The 21053-nt window shown below is 58.7% G+C and carries 15 protein-coding genes; 6 read left to right on the top strand and 9 right to left on the bottom strand.

Annotated elements, in window-relative coordinates; all coding sequences use genetic code 11:
• Positions 1-12: 12 nt before the first annotated feature.
• Entirely contained in the window at positions 13-429 is a 417-nt protein-coding gene (locus ACJ2A4_RS05300) for a rhodanese-like domain-containing protein (protein ID WP_408873902.1), read from the top strand.
• Here the strand turns inward: ACJ2A4_RS05300 and ACJ2A4_RS05295 are convergent.
• The 6 genes from ACJ2A4_RS05295 to ACJ2A4_RS05270 all read right to left on the bottom strand — a co-directional run bounded on the left by ACJ2A4_RS05295 (position 405) and on the right by ACJ2A4_RS05270 (position 7412).
• Positions 405-1325: a DUF2272 domain-containing protein gene (locus tag ACJ2A4_RS05295; protein ID WP_052327647.1), complete on the bottom strand. Its 921-nt coding sequence runs from the start codon at positions 1323-1325 to the stop codon at positions 405-407. The genes ACJ2A4_RS05300 and ACJ2A4_RS05295 overlap by 25 nt on opposite strands.
• 55 nt (positions 1326-1380) lie before the next feature.
• Positions 1381-1719: a hypothetical protein gene (locus tag ACJ2A4_RS05290; protein ID WP_408873901.1), complete on the bottom strand. Its 339-nt coding sequence runs from the start codon at positions 1717-1719 to the stop codon at positions 1381-1383.
• Between the two features lie 114 nt (positions 1720-1833).
• Positions 1834-2940: an S-methyl-5-thioribose-1-phosphate isomerase gene (gene mtnA, locus ACJ2A4_RS05285; protein ID WP_408873900.1), complete on the bottom strand. Its 1107-nt coding sequence runs from the start codon at positions 2938-2940 to the stop codon at positions 1834-1836.
• Positions 2941-3056: 116 nt separating this feature from the next.
• Positions 3057-4532 carry a glycosyltransferase family 4 protein gene (locus tag ACJ2A4_RS05280; protein ID WP_408873899.1) on the bottom strand — a complete coding sequence of 492 codons (1476 nt, stop codon included), beginning with the start codon at positions 4530-4532 and terminating at the stop codon, positions 3057-3059.
• 46 nt (positions 4533-4578) lie between these two features.
• Positions 4579-5949 (bottom strand): glycosyltransferase family 4 protein, encoded by a 1371-nt coding sequence (locus tag ACJ2A4_RS05275; protein ID WP_408873898.1) that lies wholly within the window; start codon positions 5947-5949, stop codon positions 4579-4581.
• Entirely contained in the window at positions 5946-7412 is a 1467-nt protein-coding gene (locus ACJ2A4_RS05270) for a glycosyltransferase family 4 protein (RefSeq protein WP_408873897.1), read from the bottom strand. Before ACJ2A4_RS05270 ends, ACJ2A4_RS05275 begins: the two co-directional genes overlap by 4 nt.
• Before the next feature lie 289 nt (positions 7413-7701).
• Here ACJ2A4_RS05270 and ACJ2A4_RS05265 point away from each other — a divergent pair, with 289 nt between their 5' ends.
• The 4 genes from ACJ2A4_RS05265 to ACJ2A4_RS05250 all read left to right on the top strand — a co-directional run bounded on the left by ACJ2A4_RS05265 (position 7702) and on the right by ACJ2A4_RS05250 (position 15739).
• Positions 7702-9873 carry a glycosyltransferase gene (locus tag ACJ2A4_RS05265; protein WP_408873896.1) on the top strand — a complete coding sequence of 724 codons (2172 nt, stop codon included), beginning with the start codon at positions 7702-7704 and terminating at the stop codon, positions 9871-9873.
• A 78-nt stretch (positions 9874-9951) separates the two neighbouring features.
• The gene (locus ACJ2A4_RS05260; protein ID WP_408873895.1) at positions 9952-11169 is read left to right on the top strand and encodes an HAD-IIIA family hydrolase; all 1218 of its coding nucleotides are present in this window, start codon (positions 9952-9954) and stop codon (positions 11167-11169) included.
• On the top strand, positions 11166-12254 hold the full coding sequence (locus ACJ2A4_RS05255; RefSeq protein WP_408873894.1) for a hypothetical protein: 1089 nt from the start codon (positions 11166-11168) through the stop codon (positions 12252-12254). Before ACJ2A4_RS05260 ends, ACJ2A4_RS05255 begins: the two co-directional genes overlap by 4 nt.
• Positions 12242-15739: a glycosyltransferase gene (locus tag ACJ2A4_RS05250; protein ID WP_408873893.1), complete on the top strand. Its 3498-nt coding sequence runs from the start codon at positions 12242-12244 to the stop codon at positions 15737-15739. Before ACJ2A4_RS05255 ends, ACJ2A4_RS05250 begins: the two co-directional genes overlap by 13 nt.
• A 90-nt stretch (positions 15740-15829) precedes the next feature.
• On the opposite strand, the gene ACJ2A4_RS05245 is transcribed toward ACJ2A4_RS05250, so the two are convergent.
• From ACJ2A4_RS05245 to ACJ2A4_RS05235, 3 genes are all read right to left on the bottom strand, one after another.
• Entirely contained in the window at positions 15830-16732 is a 903-nt protein-coding gene (locus tag ACJ2A4_RS05245; RefSeq protein WP_408873892.1) for a GDP-mannose 4,6-dehydratase, read from the bottom strand.
• 11 nt (positions 16733-16743) lie between these two features.
• Positions 16744-17727 (bottom strand): GDP-mannose 4,6-dehydratase, encoded by a 984-nt coding sequence (gmd, locus tag ACJ2A4_RS05240; protein ID WP_408873891.1) that lies wholly within the window; start codon positions 17725-17727, stop codon positions 16744-16746.
• 423 nt (positions 17728-18150) lie between these two features.
• A complete protein-coding gene (locus ACJ2A4_RS05235) occupies positions 18151-19749 on the bottom strand; it encodes a putative bifunctional diguanylate cyclase/phosphodiesterase (protein WP_408873890.1) in 1599 nt (532 codons plus the stop codon).
• Positions 19750-19960: 211 nt separating this feature from the next.
• Between ACJ2A4_RS05235 and ACJ2A4_RS05230 the strand changes: the two genes are divergently transcribed.
• Positions 19961-21049 carry a glycosyltransferase family 4 protein gene (locus ACJ2A4_RS05230; protein ID WP_408873889.1) on the top strand — a complete coding sequence of 363 codons (1089 nt, stop codon included), beginning with the start codon at positions 19961-19963 and terminating at the stop codon, positions 21047-21049.
• Positions 21050-21053: the final 4 nt, after the last annotated feature.

Raw genomic sequence — 21053 nt, 5'->3', positions numbered from 1 at the left:
ATGAGGAAGAGCATGAAGGTTCTGACGGCACGACAGGCATGGGACATGCTTGAAAAAGAACCCGAAAATCAGGCGCCGGAAACGCCCGCTCCCATTCTCGTGGATGTCCGGACCCGGCCGGAATGGGTACATGTGGGGCTGCCGGACGCATCGGCAATGATGGCGCCGCTCCTGTGTCTGACCTGGCAGCCGGACCGGCAGCGGGAGTTCGTGGAGGCTCTGGTCGAGGCTGTCCCCGACCAGCAGACTCCGCTGCTGTTCCTGTGCCGGTCGGGGATGCGGTCACATCATGCCGCACTTCTGGCGGAAAATGCCGGTTATGCGGATGTCAGCAATATCGTGGACGGATTCGAGGACCAGCATGGTCCGGACAAGGGCTGGCGTGCCAGTGGCCTGCCGTCCACTCACATGCCGCTGTCGGGTTCCTGATCCGCATCGTAATGGACTTCCAGCACGGCGCACCAGGGATAGCGGCTGTCATAGCTGTGGCCTGAACCATCGGCGATCATACCGTTGGCATCCGTGGGAACATGGGTGAGGGCCACGGCATCGTCCACGTTACCGCCGACGATGCTCAGTTCGTGACCAAAGGGCTGGGCATTCTGGTTCGTGGCGGAGACGATGCCGCAATGGGCCGGAAAGCCGTAGCTGGTGGGCAGCATGGAGAAGGTAACGGTTTTGCTGCGGCCTCGGCCGACGCAGATCAGGTCGCCGATCTTCGGGGCATAGGTGCCCGGATCGTGGGCCGTGACGCCGCTGGACTGTCCGCTGGCGGCGGCGTTGATGTAGGTCGAGTGATTGGGCGAATACGGGAAGCGGTCATTGGCTCCGGCGACCCGCATCACATAGGAAATGAAAGCTGCGGACCAGGCGTAATGGCCGTCATGCTCGATCTCGAAGCGTGTGCCCTGGGAGTCCGTCTTGCCCGTCCAGCCCACTTCCGTCTCGTACGGGTCCTGCCCGATCCACCAGTACTCGCCAACGCGCTGCCACAGCCCGGGGAGGCGTTCGGGCTTCAGTGCGGCATCGGTGGGTTCGGGGCGGTCTTCGGGATCATCATCCGAGACGGGCGAGCCGAACATCCGCCATTCGCGCAGGGCGATGGCGGCGACATCCTGACGGTTGAACGGTTCGAAATTGCGTGTGGCGAAATCCGGGACGTGGCTGTCATAGCCAGCCGGACCAGTGGTTCCGTTCGCATACTGGGCGTTCGGCGTGCGGGCCGGGTACGGGCGGACACTCTGCTGGCTGGAACATGCAGCCAGTGCGAGCAGGGCGGCCGTAGCAGCTGCTCGCCTGAAAATATGCGAATCTGGCACTGTTATCCTCGTTGGGGGATCTGTTTCCCAGCCTGAATGAAGGGCCAAGACGACCGGGGCGTCAAGGACGGGCGCTCAGAGGGGCATGGCTGGCCGCATGGACCGCCATGATTTTCGTACAGGCTTTCTCAAGCAGTGGCACGCCCGTGGGAAGGAACCAGATGCCGAGCAGAACTGCCGAAATCAGCGTGTTCACGATCATCCGCATCCGGGACGGGGACGCCGCCCTGAAGAGAAGGATGGCTGTCACGATGCAGATGACCGGCAGGAGCAAGAGATAGAAAAACAGGCACCATCCGAAAATCGGCTCGTTGTCGGGGCTGGACAGGGCCATGCCAGCGCCGAGCCCGATACCGGGAAGAAAAACGCTCGCGACCATTCCGGCAATGACGTTGGCCATCAGGAAGCCCCGTATGATGCGGAACCACAGCGGAAGGAAGGCTGCAGGTGGTTCCTCGGAGACCGGAACAGGAGGTGGTATCGCGCAGTCCAGGTCCTGGCAGGAGGACACTCCTCAGTGGACTTTCGTCTGCTCGGGAAAGAGGGACTGCAGCCCGGCCTCGGATGCATCACAGCGGCCGCGTTCGGTGATGAGGCCTGTCACGAGGCGTGCGGGCGTTACGTCGAAGGCGGGGTTGGCCGCCGGGCTGTTGAGCGGAGCGATCCGGACGCGGCCGGCTTCCCCATCGCTGTCCAGTCCCGTCATGAACAGGACTTCATCCGCGCTGCGCTCTTCAATCGGGATATCCTTCACGCCGTCGCGCACGCGCCAGTCGATCGTCGAGGACGGCAGCGCCACCCAGAACGGGACATTGTTGTCACGGGCGGCCAGCGCCTTGAGATAGGTACCGATCTTGTTGGCGACATCGCCCTGAGCGGTCACACGGTCCGTGCCCACAATGACCATGTCCACACGACCGGCCTGCATGTAATGCCCGCCGGCATTGTCGGCGATGACGGTATGCGGGACGCCATGGCTGCCGAGCTCCCATGCGGTCAGGAGGCTGCCCTGATTGCGCGGGCGGGTCTCGTCCACCCAGACATGCACGGGGATGCCCTCGTCATGCGCCATGTAAATCGGGGCGAGGGCCGTGCCCCAGTCCACGGTCGCGATCCAGCCGGCATTGCAGTGCGTCAGCAGGTTTACCTGTCTCTGTTTGCCCTTGCGCTCCCAGATCTCGCGGATCAGCTCTAGTCCGTGACGGCCGATGGCCTCGTTGGTCTGCACGTCTTCGTCGCAGATCGCATCGGCTTCAGCGTAACCTGCGGCGACGCGTTCATCTTCGGGAACGGCCTTGAGGTGTGCGACCATGCGCTCGATGGCCCAGCGCAAATTGATGGCCGTCGGGCGGGTGGCGATCAGGAAAGCCGCTGCCTTGTCCAGTGCTGCGTCGGAGGCGTCGTCCTGCAGCGCGAAAACCAGACCATAGGCCGCGACGGCTCCGATCAGCGGTGCTCCGCGGACCTGCATGGTGGTGATGGCCTCGGCGACGGCATCTGCGTCCCGGAGTTCCAGGATCTCCACGTTCCAGGGAAAGCGGGTCTGGTCGAAAATCCGGATGCTGCGATCGTCATCGGACGGGCGCCAGAGGCTGCGATAGGAAATGCCGTTGATTTTCAAGTGTGACGCTCCTTGTCGGGACCAGGCGGCGGGGATGCCTCTGCATGTGCGTGATCCGGGGCCTCAACTCAAGGCCCCGGACCGCAAACAGTCCCGGAGTGTCAGAAAAACCCTGCTCAGAGTGTTTCGAGCGTTGCCAGAATGGTCTTAGCGCTTTCGGCCCACGGCCTGGGTTTGAACTCCGTACGGACCTGCTGCGTCCATGCGGTAAGGCCTTCGGGATCCTCGATGGTCTGTCGGATGACCGTGTAGGCCTCTTTCAGACTGCAGGGATTGAAATATCGTCCAAGGCTTCCTCCGGCTTCGGGAATGGAGGTCGTGTTCGAAGCGATGCAGGGGCGTCCCATCGAGAGGCTTTCCGTGACCGGCAGCCCCCAGCCTTCAAAGAAGGACGGAAAGAGCGTGAAACTGCAATCAGCGTAGAGGCGGCGCAGTTCGCCATCCGTGGGGTTCTGGATGAAACGGATCTTGCCATTCAGCCAGCGGGAGTTTTCCAGTTGCTGCATGAGGTCGGAGACGAGCCATCCCTCGCGTCCGGCAAAGACCAGGGTTGGAACCTTCTCAGCCGGCATGTCCTCGAGCAGTTGCCGCCAGACGCGGAAGAGGAGGGCATGGTTCTTGCGCGCCTCGATGGTCGAGACGAACAGGGCATAGGGTTCGTCCACCAGAGCTTCGGAGGCTGTGGCGGTCTCGGCGAGGCCGAAGCTCGTGCCCAGCGGGATGGCCTGAACGGGCGTGTCGATGCCCTGTTCTTTCAAATAGCTTTCCACATCCCGCGCCGTGGCCTGGCTGATGGCGAAGATCCTGTCGGCGAGTGGCAGGATGGCCTGATGCCAGTCCGTGTAATCCTGGATCATGTCGCGTGTGCACCACTCGGGGTGACGGATCGGAACCAGATCATACATGAGCAGACCATAGGACATCCGCAGATCGTCCCGTATCCAGCGGACCATGGTTGCATAATCGGCATGGTGCCAGGGCGCACCCAGCGTGAGGAAGATATCGCCGGGACCTGCTGCTTCCGTCAGCGGTGCACCAGGCGGAAGGGCAATCCGTGTCTGTTGAACTTTCTTCTGGGCAGTCTGTTCTTTGCGCTGGTCGCGCTTTGTCTGCCAGATATCGCGTTGGCGTTTGAGGGATGCCGAGACATGACGTTCGGTTACCCGGGCAAAACCACCCGGAACGCTCAGGGCCTGCTGCAGGCTCCCTTTCTGGATCTGGAGCAGTTCACCCAGCAGACTGTCGTTGGAAACGGTGCTGTCGGAAGCCGGTACGACGAAAGCGGGCAGTTGCGACGAAAGGCCTGAGGTTTCGGTCTCCGGCTCGTCAGGAGTCTGAGCAGCCGGAGCCCACTCGGAGCTTTTCCTGTCCACCGGCGTGAAGGTCATGCGGTCAAAGAGGGCCTGTGCGAAGGACCAGTCGACGACGCGCAGATCCCGCCAGTTCTCTCCGCGCCGGACAAAACGGACTGTCCTCCCGCCAAGGTGATGCAGGGCGCCGGATATTTCGTAGACGACGCGCTGGATGCCACTGGGACGGCTGTGATGAGCCAGATAGGTGAGCAAATCGTCAATATCGATCCAGAGCGTCATCGGTCTTACTGCTGTTAGAACATGGGGCAGGAGGGAAGGAAACGGATCAGACGGGTTCAAAAGCCGCGAGAATTGTCTTTGCGCTTTCGGTCCATGGCCTGGGTTTGAACTCCGTACGGACCTGCTGCGTCCATGCGGCGAGGCCTTCGGGATCCTCGATGGTCTGTCGGATGACGGTGTAGGCCTCTTTCAGACTGCAGGGATTGAAATACCGTCCAAGGCTTCCCCCGGCTTCGGGGATGGAGGTCGTGTTCGAAGCGATGCAGGGACGCCCCATTGAGAGGCTTTCCGTGACCGGCAGACCCCAGCCTTCGAAGAAGGACGGAAAGAGCGTGAAACTGCAATCAGCGTAGAGGCGGCGCAGTTCGCCATCCGTGGGATTCTGGATGAAACGGATCTTGCCATTCAGCCAGCGGGAGTTTTCCAGCTGCTGCATGAGATCGGAGACGAGCCATCCTTCACGTCCGGCAAAGACCAGGGTTGGAACCTTCTCAGCCGGCATGTCCTCGAGCAGCTGTCGCCAGACGCGGAAGAGGAGGGCATGGTTCTTGCGCGCTTCGATGGTTGAGACGAACAGGGCATAGGGTTCGTCCACCAGAGCTTCGGAGGCCGTGGCGGTCTCGGCGAGGCCGAAGCCCGTGCCCAGCGGGATGGCCTGAACGGGCGTGTCGATGCCCTGTTCCTTCAGGTAGCTCTCTACATCCCGCGCCGTGGCCTGGCTGTTCGCAAAGATCACATCGGCGAGCGGCAGAATAGCCTGATGCCAGGACTTGAATGTCGTGATGATGCCGCGGTCGCACCATTCAGGGCAGCGGATCGGGACGAGGTCGTGCATCAGAAGCCCGAAACGCATCCTCAGATCGTCACGCATCCAGCGAATGGTGTGGATGTAATGACGATGATGCCAGGGCGCGCCCAGTGTCAGGAAGACATCGCCGGGGCTGGCAGCGTCGGCCAGTTTCGTGCCTTCGGCAAATTCCACCCGGGGCGTCTGGGAGCGACGTTTCGTCACCCGGTCCCGCACGGCGTCAAGACCCATCCGACCAAGGATTTTGGTCAGGTCTCCCAACTCGCTCAGAACGCGGCTCTCGGACTCGAAGAATGTTGAAAGCGCAGCGTTCGAGGCGATGTCACCTGTTGCCTGTGGTGTGACCGGCACGGATTTTGCAGTGCTCGCGGAACTGGAGCCGGCATTTCCCATGATGTGACGAAACGCCGCTTCAACCATGGTCCAGTCAAGGGTCCGGAAATCACGGGGATCTGCCGGATTGGAGCCACGATGTACGAACTGGACGTTATTGCCGTACAGCGCACGCAGGGCTGCCCCAATTTCGAACACCACGCGCTGGATACCGCTGGGTCGTCCGTGATGGAGCAGATGAAACATCAGATCATCAATGTCGATCCAGAAGATCATGAGGTCTGTCTGTTCAGATAGGCCGCGTGACAGGCATCGAGAATTGCATCCGCGCTCCGTTCCCAGGGGACGGGTTTGAATTCGGTACGCACCTCTTCCTGCCATTTTTTCAGGCCGGGACGATCCTCGATCGTGTCCCGGACGACCCGGCAAGCTTCATCAAGATTTTCCGGGTCGAAGTAGCGGGTCAGCGGGCCGCCGGCCTCGGGAATGGATGTCGAGTTCGAGGCGATGCAGGGACGGCCGTTCACGAGGCTTTCCGTCACGGGAAGGCCCCAGCCCTCATAAAGGGAGGGGAACAGCGTGAACATGCAGCCATCATAGAGATGGGCGAGTTCATCATCTGTCGGGTTCTGCAGCAGACGGATCTTGCCCCGAAGCCATTCCGTATTTTCGAGCTGCTGCATCAGGTCTGAGACAAGCCATCCGACACGGCCGGCGAAGACGAGGGTTGGAACCTGATCGCGCGGCAGGTCGGCAACAAGGCGACGCCAGATGCGGAAGGCAAGAAGATGGTTCTTGCGCGCCTCGATGGTCGAGACGAACAGGACGTAGCTGTCTTTTGCGGGCAGGCCTCTCGGGCGTTCCCCGTTGATCAGTCTCGGAGGTCCGAAGCCGCTTCCGATCGGGATCGTCTGGACCGGGGCGGAGAGCTTCAGCCGCTGCTGGCGTGCATAGGTTTCGACACTGTCAGCCGTTGCATGGCTGATGGCCAGAAGGCGTCCGCACTGGGGAAGCGTCGTGTCGAGCCAGTGGCGGAAGTCCCGGATCAGGGACAGGGCACACCACTCCGGACGGACAGCCGGAATGAGATCATAAAGCAGCAGAACGGGCTGGACGCCGTATGTTTTGCGCATATGGGCCAGACGATCGCCAAAATCCGGTTCGGACCAGGCCGCGCCAAGGATCAGGAAGATGTCGCCTGTCTTTGGTGTAAGTGCCGAAGAGGCTGCGGATGCAGACGAAGCAACGGGCGCCTGGGACGTGGGAACAGGATTGGAATGTGTCTTGCGGCTGGTGCGCGTGCGGATATAGCGCCGGAGCAGCCTGATCGCACGCAGCTGGTTGACGGCTATGTTCAGGAGAGGACGTGCCAGCTCGGGGGGCAGACTTTCCAGGCGCCGGATCACGCCATGCCGGAGGCGCTGGACGAGCGGACCGCGGGAGGGCCGTGCGTCCGGCTGGAGGATGGTGCCAGAGACGTTCTTTTCTTCCGTACGCGCGGCAAAAAGCGCCTCGAGTTCCTCGAAGGAAACGGATGTCGGCAGATGGTTTTCGGACCCATCTTCCTGGGCGCGGCGTGTCAGGACAATGCGGCCAATGTCAGGTCTTGCAGCGGCCTGCTTGCGGATAACACACAATATTTCAAAGACGAGGCGCTGTATTCCGCTTGGACGGGAATTATTCTGGAAATATTGGAAGATATCCTCGACGTCGATCCAGATGGTGTAGTCTTTACTCATATGTCCAAGCCAACTTCAAAATAACCGACGAAGGGAAGGGAAGGTCAGGATTTCGTTGTTGGGTCTGTCTAGAATGACTGACCCCGTTCCGGCAAGGGCGTTGCGATCATGACCTGGCATGTCCCGGCGGGAAAAATGCCCCGATGTCCTTTTGGAAAAGACCAGTTCCGGGAACTGTTTTTTCGCAGGATGGTAGAAGTTCGGGAGATTATATGGCAGACTCTTCTTGGATGTGACTGATTATCTCAGTCTGTATCTTGATACCCTATTATTGAGAATCATTATTGCCATGCCATTTCCTGCCGAAAAAGTTGCCGATATTGTTCAATTGTTTCGGGCAGGTCTTGGACGGCGTCCCGAACTCTCTGCAATAACGCATTTTGCGACTCTGCTGGAAAACGGAGCAACGTTCCGTGATGTGGCACATGCCATCGCGGGTTCCGCGGAGTTCCGGCAGCTGCATGGCGCGGAAGATATCTGCGACAGGGAGTATGTTACATTCCTGTATCGTAATGGACTGGGCCGGGATCCGGACCCACAGGGTGAGGCAAACCTCCTTTCCGCCCCGAATCGGGGTGATGCGCTGGTTGTGGTGGCAGGTTCTGATGAGGCCAGGACGCGGACGGATCTTTTCGGTCTGCTCTATCCCGATGGTGCGTCTCCACAGGATGATCTGGCTTACCGGGCATGGCTCCTGCGTTACGATCGTATCTCGACGACGGAACGTCTGACCATTGGGCGTCATATTGATAACGGAATGAAGAGCCGGACCCGTTTTTCTCTTCTGATCCAGGTCAATCATCACCGTATCGACCTGTTTGAAGAGACGGTCGCGTCGCTGGAAAACCAGATCTACCCGGAATGGACGCTGATCGCGGTCTATCCTGATGATCTGCAGGCAGGGACGCAGCAATGCCTGCAGAAGGTCATAAAGCGGGTTCCGGGGATCGTGGGGGTGGAAGTCCCGTCCTATATGGGCGTGGAGGAACGCTGGCAGCAGACCATGATGAAGGCCGACGGGGCCTTTTTCGGGTTCCTGGAGCCGGGTGACCAGCTTGCCGCGACGGCTCTTTATGAATTCGCGGTGGCTGTTGAGGACAAGCCTGGACTTGCGCTGATCTACTGCGACGAAGATCGACTGGGGAGTGACGGACAGCGCTGTGCCGCATGCTTCAAGACGGCCTGGAGTTCGGAGCTGATCTATGCCGGTGACGTGGTGGGGCAGCTTGCGATGTTCCGTAAGGATGTTGCGCTCGCTGCAGGTGGTATCCGCGAGGATGTCGGTGCTTTCACGCGCTACGATCTGGTGCTCCGGATTACGGAGGGGCTGGAATCGTCCCGGATCTGCCATCTGTCCCGTGTTCTGTTCCATCGCGGGCGGATGCCCGGCCTGCCGCTGACATTTCCGCTGGTGCGCACAACAGCGCAGCATCCTGAAATCCGGCGCGTGGCTTTGCGGCACCTTCAGAACACTCGCCCCGGCTGCACGATTGAGGACGTCTATATTGGCGGCAATGTCTGGCCGCGTTTTGTCGCTCCCCTGCCGGCAGATGTTCCTCTCGTGTCGATTATTATCCCGACGAAGAACAAGGACACGCTTCTGGCGCGGTGTGTTTCCAGTCTTCTGAACGTGACGGATTATCCGCGTTTCGAGGTTCTTTTGGCCGATAATGGCAGTACGCGACCGGAAATGCTGGAACTTCTGCGGCGGCTTGATCGCCATGACCGTGTCTCGGTGACGCGGATTGCCGAGCCGTTCAACTGGTCGGCCATCAATAACCGCATGGCACGGCAGGCTCGTGGAGATCTGCTGCTGTTTCTGAACGATGATACCGAAATCCTTGAGGCCGACTGGCTGACCGAGATGGTGCGCCAGATCAGCCAGGACAAAGTGGGCGTTGTCGGGGCGCGTCTTTTCTATGCAGACGAGACGATCCAGCATGCCGGGATGGTGATGACTCCCAAGGGAGCCAAACATATCCTGCGTGGCGCACATGACGATAATCCGGGATATCTGGGGCAGCTGGTTCTGGCGCGCGACCTGATGGCTGTTACGGGCGCATGTATGCTGGTTTCCCGGACTGTTTTCACCGAACTTGGCGGGTTTGATGAAAGCTTCCCGTTGACCTGCAATGACGTGGAATTCTGTCTGCGGGTGCGACAGCGCGGGCTGCGTGTGATGTGGACGCCACATGCGTCACTGATGCATGTCGATGGTGGCACGAGAGGGCGGGATTATTCTCCCCGTAATATCCTTGATGCCTGCATGGATGTCGGGCGGCTGCTTCAGAAATGGGAGAAGGTCATGACCCAGGATCCGTTCCTCAATGACAATCTCCTGGCGACAGATCACGACCTGATTCTGGCCACTCCTCCGCGGGTGAAAAAAGCGTGGCGGCAGCGTCCTGCTTATATAAGATCGGGCCCCGCCACCCGGGGACTGCGCTCTGCCGAACTGTGACTGTCTGGTTTCTGAAGTGATGAGAATGTTTTTTTCCATACTGCCGCTTCCCTGTGACGGCCCGAAAAGGTGGCTGCCATGAGCGGTGTAACAGTGCGGCAGTGCGCCATTCTTGTGGGCGGTCTGGGGACACGGTTGGGCGCGCTGACGCAGTCGCTTCCCAAGCCGCTCATGTCCTGTGGCGACAGGCCCTTCCTTGCCTGGCTGATGCGCGAAATGCAGCGCTTCGGAGTAGAGGAATTCGTCCTTCTGGCCGGGCATCTTTCGCATGAAATCGAGCGGGCTGTTGAACAGATCCGTCTCTTTCTGCCGAAGCCTGCGAAGATCACGATCAGTGTCGAGCCGTTCCGGGCTGGCACAGGTGGTGCGCTCTATCATGCGCGGGAACACCTGCAGGAGCGGTTTCTCCTGTGTAATGGGGATTCCATATTTTCCTGCAATCTGTCGCGTTTTCTCTCCAGGGCCCGCAACGGAAACTGGATGCTGCTGCGCGAAGTTGACGATCTGGACCGCTATGGTGAGGTTCGTCTGGAGAGTGACGGGGAATGTGTTGCGTCCTTTCATCCCAAGGCGGAGCAGGCTGGTCGGTCAGGCCTTATCAACAGCGGGATCTACCTGTTCGACCACTCGGTCTTTGAACATCTGACGCCGAACTGCTCCCTGGAGCAGGATGTTCTTCCCAAACTGGCGCAGGAAAAGGCGCTGCGCGGTGTCTGTCTGACCGGATATTTCCGGGATATCGGTTTGCCCGATGATCTGGTTGCGGCTGGTCAGGAACTGCCTGAAGTCCTGCTGCGGCCTGCGGTTTTCCTTGACCGGGATGGCGTCATCAACCGGGATCACGGCTGGGTCGGAACGCGCGAGCGGTTTGAGTGGGAGGACGGTGTGCTTCCGGCCATCGCGCGCATGACCGATAGCGGCCATCATGTGTTTGTCGTCACGAACCAGTCTGGGATCGCCCGCGGGTTCTATTCCGAAGCGGATCTTGCACAGCTCATGGACTGGGTGATTGAGACTGTCCGTGAACATGGGGGCACGATCGAGGACTGGCGGTACTGCCCGATCCATCCGGATGCCAAACTCCCGCAGTACCGTGGGCATAGTCCGGACCGGAAGCCCGAGCCCGGCATGATCCTGGATCTTCTCAAACGCTGGGAAATAAAGCCCGAACACTGCGTGCTGTATGGTGATCAGCCTTCAGACATGCAGGCCGCGTCTGCCGCAGGCATCAGGAGTATCCTGGTGGGGCCTGCATCTCTTGCCGAGCTGATCTCTAAAACGAAAGACTTTCCGTGAACATCGAGTTTCATACCCGCCCGTCCCATGCGCGCTCTGTTACCGGGACGCGGGAGGTTGTTCGTGCGCGTGTTCCGTTGCGCCTTGGACTTGCAGGCGGTGGAACGGATCTCAGTCCGTATTGTGACGATTTTGGCGGTGCCGTGCTCAACACGACGATTGACCGCTATGCCTATGCGTTCATCGAGCGGTCCCAGGACGGCTGCGTGCACTTTGTCGCGCCGGATGTGGAACTGGACGAGGCATTTGCGGTCTATCAGATCAATGAAGATCTGCCGAAACAGGCCAGTCTGAAACTTCATGCCGGCGTTCTGGTGGGGATCAGCCGGCGCTTCAATGTGCCGGTAGAGCCGTGGCGCATCACGTCCTTTGTGGACGCGCCTCCCGGTTCGGGACTTGGGTCGTCTTCCGCACTGGTTGTGGCGCTTGTCGAGGCCTTTGTCAGGCTGCTGCATTTGCCGCTCGGCCCTTATGACGTGGCTCATCTGGCCTATGAAATCGAGCGTGTGGATCTTGGTTTGCAGGGTGGCAAGCAGGACCAGTATGCAGGAACATTCGGCGGCACGAATTTCATCGAGTTTCTCGCCGATGACCGTGTGATTGTGAACCCGCTCCGTATTTCGGACGGGATACGAAACGAGGTCGAGACTTCGCTTGTCATTGCCTTTACCGGCGTCTCGCGGGCTTCTGCCGACATTATTGCAGAGCAGCGTTCGGGCCTGATTCAGGTGACGGAAGAGACCATGCGCAACATGCATCGTCTCAAGCAGGACGCCCATGACATGAAGAATGCGCTGCTGCAGGGCAATGTCGTGCAGATGGCTGAAATTCTCAATCGCTCCTGGGAGGCGAAAAAGAGCACGGCGCGTGGCATTTCCAATCCGCTGATTGAATTGCTCTATACCCAGGCCATGAAAGACGGGGCGATTGGCGGAAAGGTTTCGGGCGCGGGAGGCGGTGGCTTCATGATGTTCATTGTTCCACCTGACCGGCGTGTGCAGGTCATCCGAAGTCTGAACACCTCAGGCGCGCAGGCCAGTGGCGTGCATCTTGTTGCGGAAGGAGCCGAGACATGGCTGAGCTGAACGAAAAGACAGCAGTCCCGACGCCACAGGAACCGGAGGCAGGTGTGAAGACCGGATGGCGGCTCAGTGAAGCAAAGGTGGAAAAGCATGTCCGCACGCTGATCGAAGATCAGCTGGGCCATGCCATGCATCGTGCCTATCAGTGTGAAGAACACGCGCGTCACCTCGAACAGATCGTCGCAAATGTCCCGCGAGCCGATGAGGACATGCAGGCGCTTTCCGTCACGAACGCCGACCTCCGCCGTCAGCTTGAGCAGATCCAGAGTGAGCACCGCATCCTTCTGCAGTCCACGGCATGGAGAGTGGGGCGGCGTGTCCGGGCGATTGCAAGCCGTCATCCGACTTTTGCCAAACACATGCGTCGTGCCGCCAAGCTGGCCTACTGGACGCTGACCATGCGTCTGTGGTCCCGTGTGCAGGTGCGACAGGGTGCGAAGCGCGGGATTGCCCTGCTCAGGGACTCTGCGCTGTTTGATGCAGACTGGTATCGCACGCGCTATGCGCATCTTCTGCAGCCGGACACGGATCTGGTCGCGCATTATTACTGGACCGGCGCAGCACAGGGGCTGGACCCGCATCCCCTGTTCAGCAGCAGCTGGTACATGTCCGCCCTGCCGGTCGAAGCCACTGTTAATCCGCTCGTGCATTATATCACGCATAACGGACGCGGGACGCCTGATCCCCATCCGTTATTCGATACGGCATTTTATTCCAAACAGGCGGGAAAGATTGCGGAGCGGCAGACCCCTCTCGAGCATTTTCTCGCCAGTAATCCGCAGGACGGTCTGAAGCCGAATGCCGTTTTCGATCCGGTGGCCTATCAGGAAGAATATGCGGCTGCTCTGAAGGGCGGCGTCAATCCGCTGGCCCATTATGCATCGGATGGTGAACAGGCCAATTTCTGGCCGCATCCCCTGTTTGATCCTGCCTGGTATGCCGCCCGCAATCCCGGTTCGGTCGAGTTCGGCGCACTGGCTCACTATCTGCGGGAAGCGCGCTGTGCAAAAGGCGTGCCCTGCTCGCTGCATATGGAGCGCTTTGCAGACCCGCAGCTTGCCCTGCCATTTACCCTGACTTTTCCTGAAGAAAAGAACCCGGAAGTTTCAATCATCATTCCGGTGTACGGTCATTATTATGACACCTGGCGCTGTCTTGCGTCCGTCATGCTGATGACGCGGAAAACCGCCTATGAGGTCATTATTGCGGATGACCGGCCTGCACGGCCGATTGCCAGGAAGCTTGGGCTTCATGGCGCAAAACTGATCATCAACAAGGAAAATCTTGGCTTTCTGGCCAACAGCAATACCGCTGCCCGTCAGGCCAGCGGGCGCGAAATACTGTTCCTGAATAACGATACCACGGTCTGCAAGAACTGGCTGGCGCCTTTGATGTCCGTCATGAATTCAGACACTCGTGTCGGCGTTGTCGGCTGCAAGCTGCTGAATGGTAATGGCACCGTTCAGGAAGCGGGCGGCATCATTTACGGGACGGGCTGGGGAGATCCGTTCGGTAAGAATGACCGGCCTGACCGGGGCTGCTACAATTATGTTCGTGATGTCGATGTCGTAACGGGGGCCTGTTTCCTTGTGCGGCGGCGTTTGTTCGAAGAAATGGCAGGGTTCGACAGTCGTTATGCCCCAGCTTTCTATGAAGAGTTCGACCTTGCGACAAGTATCCGTGACGCGGGGTATCGTGTTGTCTATCAGCCTGCCAGCGAGGTGTTTCATCATGGCAGCGCGTCTTACGGAACAGAAGTCCGCGACCGGCAGACCCTGAAAAACCATGCGACATTCTGTCGCAAGTGGCAGACGCTTCTGGCTACCCAGCCTGCACCGGACATGTCGTCGTTTCTCAGTCGTGAGCGGCCGTCTTCACGCGGCATCATTCTGGTTATTGATGACAAAGTGCCGGAATACGACAAGCATGCAGGCGCAGTGACGCTCTTTCAGTATCTGCGACTGATGCGGGAACTGGGGCTGCGGGTCATTTATGCACCTCAGGATGGAAAGCCGCTTGAGCCCTATACGAGCGCTTTGCAGCAGATGGGCGTCGAGGTTCTCTGTGCGCCGGATCGCCTTGATTACTGGCTGTGCACATACGGGCTTCATGTTGATTTTATCTGGACGGCGCGTCCGGATGTGACGTTCCCGATCCTGCCATTGCTGCGCAAGCATACGGGCGCAACAATTCTCTATTATACCCACGATCTGCACTATCTGCGTGAGATGAGACGTTACGAGCTGGAGGGAAGCATCTGGGCGCTGCAGGAATCACAGCGTCTTAAACCTCTGGAGCTCAAGATTTTCGACGTTGTTGATCACGTTCTGACGCCGAGTGGGGAAGAAAAGCAGGATATTCTTGAAGAAGTCCCCTACGCGAATGTGACCGTGGTTCCGCCTTACCTGTTTGGGGATACGGATCTGGTCGACGCACCGGCTGATTTCGGGAACAGGAAGGACCTGATCTTCGTCGGTGGCTTTGATCACACGCCGAATGTGGATGCTGCTTTGTGGCTTGGGCAGGAAATCATGCCCCTGGTCTGGAAAACCCATCCTGACAGCACACTCTGGATTGTCGGTAATGTGCCGCCCGACAGTGTAAAGGCACTGGCGGGTGAACGCATCAAGGTCACGGGTTTCGTGCCGGAACTGGAGCCTTACTTCGAACATGCCCGGGTATCGGTCAATCCGCTGCGCTATGGTGCCGGGGTAAAGGGCAAGATCGTGACGTCCCTGCAGGCCGGTATTCCGGTTGTGACAACGTCCTGCGGCAATGAAGGCATCCAGCTTCTCGACGGGGCAGAAGCCCTGATTGCGGATACGTCCACAGGGATTGCGGATGCGGTCAACCGTCTGCTGGATGACGAAAGCCTCTGCCATACCTTGATCCGTTCCGGTGCCAATGTGGTCCGGACGCGCTTTTCCGCCAGCCGTGCCCGGCAGATCCTGCAGAATGTTCTGGGTGATGGCGTCTGTTCGGTTTGTGGAAGCCGGCCGCGTCAGGAAAAACAGGCGCGCGATGACTGGAGAAAGGGGATCTACTGCCTGAATTGCGGGGCGGATAATCGTGTCGGGGCCGTAGCACAGGCCATGATAACGCCGTGGCGTCGCCAGCGCGTCAATACGGTGCATGAAGCCCTTTTCTATCTTCAGGATCTGCACATCCATGAACTGGATAATTCAGAAGCTCTGTCTTCCGAGTTGTCCAGGCTCAGGGGATACAGTCACGCTGACGGGATGGGAGAAAAATCGCTTCGACCGGGCAGTCTGGATCTGCTGCTGGCCGCAGATGACAGCAGGCTCGCACCGTCCAGAGCGCACGAACTTCTCAAGACCGGTGGCCGTTATATTCTGACGGTTATGGACGACCCAACGATGGAAGCAGGTGAGTTGCGCCAGACCGGATTGCATGTTTCGTCGCACAAGGTGGCGATGCCGGCATATGATCAGAAAGAGTTGTGGGTTCTTGAAGCCCGCAAGCTCTAGATCTTCCGGTCACTTACGGAATGCAGAAAGCCGGTTCTGGTAAATCCGGAACCGGTTTCCTGTTCTGAAAACCGAAAGATCAAAGCTGGCTTAAACGGATTTCAAACGATCTTCGTAGATATCGTTCAGTGTGTGGTTCCATGAAATCCGGGGCGTCCAGCCCAGGGCTGACCTGAAACGTGACGCATCTCCGGCGGCAACAGGGATGTCTGAAGGACGCAGCCGGGCAGGGTCGATGGTAATTTCTGCCTGCACACCGCTCAGATGCAGCAAATCATCCAGAATGGAACGAATGGAGCGGGTGTGCCCGGAACAGACGTTGAAGATCGCGCCTGGCTGAAGAGACAGGCGATGTTCCAGAATGTCCAGATAAGCATCGCAGACGTCTCTGACGTCCAGAAAGTCCCGCTCGGCATCAAGATTGCCCACATGGATCTGAGGCTTCTGCTGGCCTTTCGCAATTCGTGCAATCTGGGAGGCAAATGCCGGTACGACAAAATCCGGGGACTGGCCGGGGCCCGTATGATTGAAGGGACGCATCCGGATGGTCCGTAATCCGTCCCGCGCCATTGCGCCCAGAGCCAGGTCGGCAGCGGCTTTGGTGGCAGCATAAGTATTGGCGGGCGAAAGGACGGCGTCCTCATCAAGGGGAGTGTTGCGCTGGAACGTCGTGCCATAGGCCTCCGCTGTAGAAGCGAAGAGAAACGTGCCGTCCGGGACATGTTGCAGCATGGCCCGCGCCAGATTGAGCGTGCCTTGCAGATTGACGGCCCAGGTATCATCGGGCGACTGCCGGGCTTTTCCGATGGTCGAAATAGCTGCGAGGTGGATGCAGCATTCCGGCCGGTCCTCTGCGATGCTGTCATTGACCGCGCGGGCATCCCTGATGTCAGGAATGCCCGGCAGGATTTCACAATCGGGAAAGCGCATCTCAAGTCGGGACTTCAGGTGTTGCCCGACAAAGCCGCCGAGACCCGTGATCAGTAGACGCACGATCCGGCCGCTTATGAGTTTTTGTATCTGGAATGACGGGCGAGATCGGCTTCGACCATTTCCGCGATCATGCCCTCAAGCGTGGTTTCAGGCTCCCAGCCAAGGACGGTCTTCGCTTTGGTAGCGTCGCCCAGCAGGACTTCCACTTCGGCAGGGCGCAGGAAGGCGGGGTTGGTTACGACGTAGTCTTCGTAATTCAGGCCGGCGACGGAGAATGCAATACGGCACAGATCGCGAATGCTGGTGGTCCGGCCGGTGGCCACGACGTAATCGTCCGGCTTTTCCTGCTGCAGCATGAGGTACATTGCCCGGACATAGTCACGGGCATGACCCCAGTCACGGGTTGCATCGAGGTTTCCGAGAGCCAGTTCATTCGCAAGACCAAGCTTGATGCGCGCCACACCGTCCGTAACCTTGCGCGTTACGAACTCGATGCCGCGGAGCGGACTTTCGTGATTGAACAGAATACCGGAGGAGGCATGCATGCCGAAGCTCTCGCGGTAATTGATCGTCATCCAGTGCGCATAGAGTTTGGCGACGGCATAGGGGGAGCGCGGATAGAACGGGGTCTTTTCGTTCTGTATCAATTCCTGGATCAGGCCATACATTTCTGAAGAAGAGGCCTGGTAGAACCGGGCATTACTCTGGACGATACGGGCCGCTTCCAGAACATTGACTGCCCCGATACCCGTCACGTTTCCGGTCAGGAGCGGCTGCTGCCAGGACGCTGCAACAAAGCTCTGGGCTGCGAGATTGTAGATTTCGTCTGGTTTGACTGTCTCTACAACCCGGATCAGGGAGGACAGGTCCGTCAGATTGCCGTCAACCAGTTCTACATCATCAAGAATGCCGAGCCATCTCAGTCTCTCACCGATGACGTCCGCAGAGGCGGAACGTCTCAGCAGACCCACAACGCGATAGCCTTTTTTGAGGAGGAGCTGGCTGAGATAGGCTCCGTCCTGGCCAGTAATTCCTGTAATGAGAGCTGTAGGCATGATTATCTCTGAGTCCGGTTCGATGGAGAGTTGCGATCGTCACTTGGCCCGCTTGATGTGTATCGGGTTAAACCTTCTTGAGAAGGATGGTCAATGCGCGAAATTCTCCCGATTTCAGGCCTGTGGTCCATTTTTCTGATCTCGGAAAATAATTGATGAGTCCGATCTTCATCATATGTTACAGTCCGTGTCAGTTCATGCGACGGGAAGGAAATGATGGCGTCCTGCGTAAAAACATATGTTTCTTCACCCCGTATGGCAGGGAAGGCGGCAGCAGGTCTGCAAGGTCCGGAAGGATGCCTGAAAAAGGGCAGTGCGGTGGAGAAATACCGCCTGTTGCGTGAGACACGGCGTGTTCTTCGACGTGAACGTCTGGCGCAGGAACGCAACGCCAAACTGTAAAGTCTGTCAGGCTGGGATTTTCTAGCCGTTCATGCCTGGAAGAGCCGTCAGGTCGGCAAGCGGAGCCGGTCGCCCCATCAGAAAGCCCTGGGCTGTGCTGCATGAGGTGTGGCGCAGCATGTCGAGTTGTGCTGCCGTTTCAACGCCTTCGGCCACGACTTCCATCGACATGGCATCCCCTAAAGACACGATGGCGCTGACAATGCTTTCAGCCTGGGGATCGTTCAGCATGTCCCGTATGAAGGACCGGTCGATCTTGATCCGGTCGAACGGAAAGCTTCGCAGGTAGTTGAGGCTCGAGAAGCCGACCCCGAAATCGTCCATGACGATCTTTGTGTCCATGGCACGGATCTTGCTCATGGTTTCCAGATTGCGCTGTACGGCCTCGAGAAAGATGTTTTCCGTGAGCTCGAGTTCGAGCCGGTCTGCTGCCAGGCCGGTCTGAAACAGTGTCTGGATTATGGCGGCATACATGTCATCGCGCAGGAACTGGACAGCGGAAATATTGACGGCAACCCTGATATGAGCTGGCAGTCTGCTTGCCTGAGCACATGCTTCGAGCAGAACCCAGCGGCCGATCGGGACAATAAGGCCGCTTTCTTCTGCAATAGGGATGAACTCGTGTGGAGAGATCACACCTTTTAAAGGATGCTGCCAGCGCAGAAGAGCTTCAACGCATTCGACTGTATTGGTTTTGAGGCAGATGAGCGGCTGAAACTCCAGAAAGAACTGGTTTGTCTCAAGCGCGCGTTGCAGGTCATGTTCCAGTTCGGAACGATGCTGGATGTCTGCCTGCATGACCGGGTTGAATCTCACCCAGTCCGGTGACTGGAGACGGCGGGCCTCGTTCAGGGCGAGTTCGGCGTAATGGCATGCCGTCTCAAAGCGATAGGTATCAAACGGAATGACACAGCAGCCAATACTGGCCGTCAGATGGATCCTGTGTCCCGCGACTGACAGGGTCGTGTGAAAAACATCGCGGATGATCTGGGCCCAGCGGGTCGCCTGAGCCGGATGATCATAGGGAAAAGGGCAGAAAAGACCGAATTCATCGCTGCCCAGCCGCGCGACGATACAGTCATCGGTCAGAAACGTCCTCAGCCGCTGTCCTAATTCAGTCAGGACCTGATTTGCGACCAGCGTACCGTAACGTTCGCTGATTGTGTGAAAGCGGTTGATGTTGGCTTGCAGGAGGATGCCCGCGGGCTGCCGGATTGTGCCGTTTCCAAAGAGGGCTGCAAGACTTTTCCGGAACTCGTCTTTTCCGCACAGGCTTGTTGCAGTGTCCAGAGCGGAGGCCTCGAAAAAGGCAGCCATGGCATGTGGGAACATGATGGCCAGGGCCAGGCAATCCTGGTCTGCACGACGCAGGGGCGTTAGTCTGAACTGGACATGAAGGGTCTGTCCTTCCAGGGTTTTGAGCACGCCGGGACGATAACTGTTGTCTGGTGCGGCCTTAAGAGCGCTGGGAAGGATGTCGCGCAGGGCTGGGCACTTCTGCAGAGTGGTTCCGATGCAGGAGAGGAGCGGCCTGTTGGCCTCGATGATCCGGCCCTGATACAGAACAGCCAGTCCTTCGCTGGCGGCATCGGCGAGATGATGAATGGGACAGAGGGCCATGACGTTTTCCCGGAGCGCAGACTTCGGAAGGTGACCTTCCGCACAGGATCGCCCCCCTTTCTGACTGCTTTTTCCAGGAATATTCACGATTGTTTCTGTCCCTCTGTCTGCGGGAAGGATGACCCGCTTTCTGTTAAGAAACTGGAAATGTCGGACAGTCAGGAAACACTCCAAATGAAACAAAATGTTTCATAGAGAAGGGCGGGATACAATGCGTTACGAAATACTGACCATTTTACCGCCCCGTGAGCGCTATGAGGCAGGACATGCAGGCGCAATTTCCCTGCTTGTCAGCCGGATTGCGGGTGTTTCGGATGTGGTGGCGGGACTGGGGCGGATTGGAACGCCTTTGCCGGGTGGCCGGTATTTTCCGTTAATTCTGCCTCGTATTCCCCTGCCGTCAGGATGGCGTCTGCGTCTGGCATGTGTGGCAATGATGCGCTCCTGCCAGCCCGCTTTGACGGAAATTCACAACCGGCCCGATCTGGCGCGTTTTCTGGCGCGATTCGGGCCTGTCAGGCTGGTTCTGCACAATGATCCCTGCACGATGCGAGGTGCGCGCTCGGTCCGGCAGCGGGAGGAACTTGCGCGGCATGTTCTGGTCTATGGTGTTTCGGACTGGGTCACCCAGCGTTTCCGTGAAGGCTGCGGTTCGATCCGGACTGAAGTGCAGCCCAACTGCATCGATCTGTCGGCCTTGCCATACAGGCCTTTTGCCCAAAGGCAGAAGACGATCCTGTTCGCGGGGCGGGTCGTCGCGGACAAGGGCGTGGACGCGTTTGTAAGGGCCTGGGATGCAGTTCGGGCGGCTCATCCGGAGTGGCGGGCCGTTATCATGGGGGCAGACCGTTTTGGACCTGACTCGCCGGAAACGCCTTATCTGGAAAAGCTGCGGCCTCTTGCTGCGACGGCCGGGGTCATGATGACGGGATATGTGCCTCACGACAAAGTGCTGAAAGCCATGGCCGAGGCTGCCATCGTTGTGGTGCCAAGCCGCTGGCAGGAGCCGTTTGGCATGACGGCACTGGAAGCCATGGGATGTGGCGCGGCAGTCGTGGCGTCACCTATGGGGGCATTGCCGGATCTGGTTGGGGATGCGGCACTTCTGGCGGACCCTGATGCGCTGGGCGCGCTGGAGCAGGCTTTGAGCCGGCTGATGGATGACGATCGTCTGAGAGAACAGTTGGGAACAAAAGGCCGGGAACGGGCTGCCCTGTTTGATGTCGGGGCAGCCCGGATGCGACTTGGAGAACTGCGGCGGGAGGCAATTGCGTTTGCTCGCCGCGCGCCGCAGTCCTGATGGC

It is taken from the genome of Gluconobacter roseus (assembly GCF_046058915.1).
Classification (GTDB): Bacteria; Pseudomonadota; Alphaproteobacteria; order Acetobacterales; family Acetobacteraceae; genus Gluconobacter; species Gluconobacter roseus_A.
The sequence above is the reverse complement of the archived record's forward strand: the minus strand, read 5'-3'. Positions and strand labels throughout refer to the sequence as shown.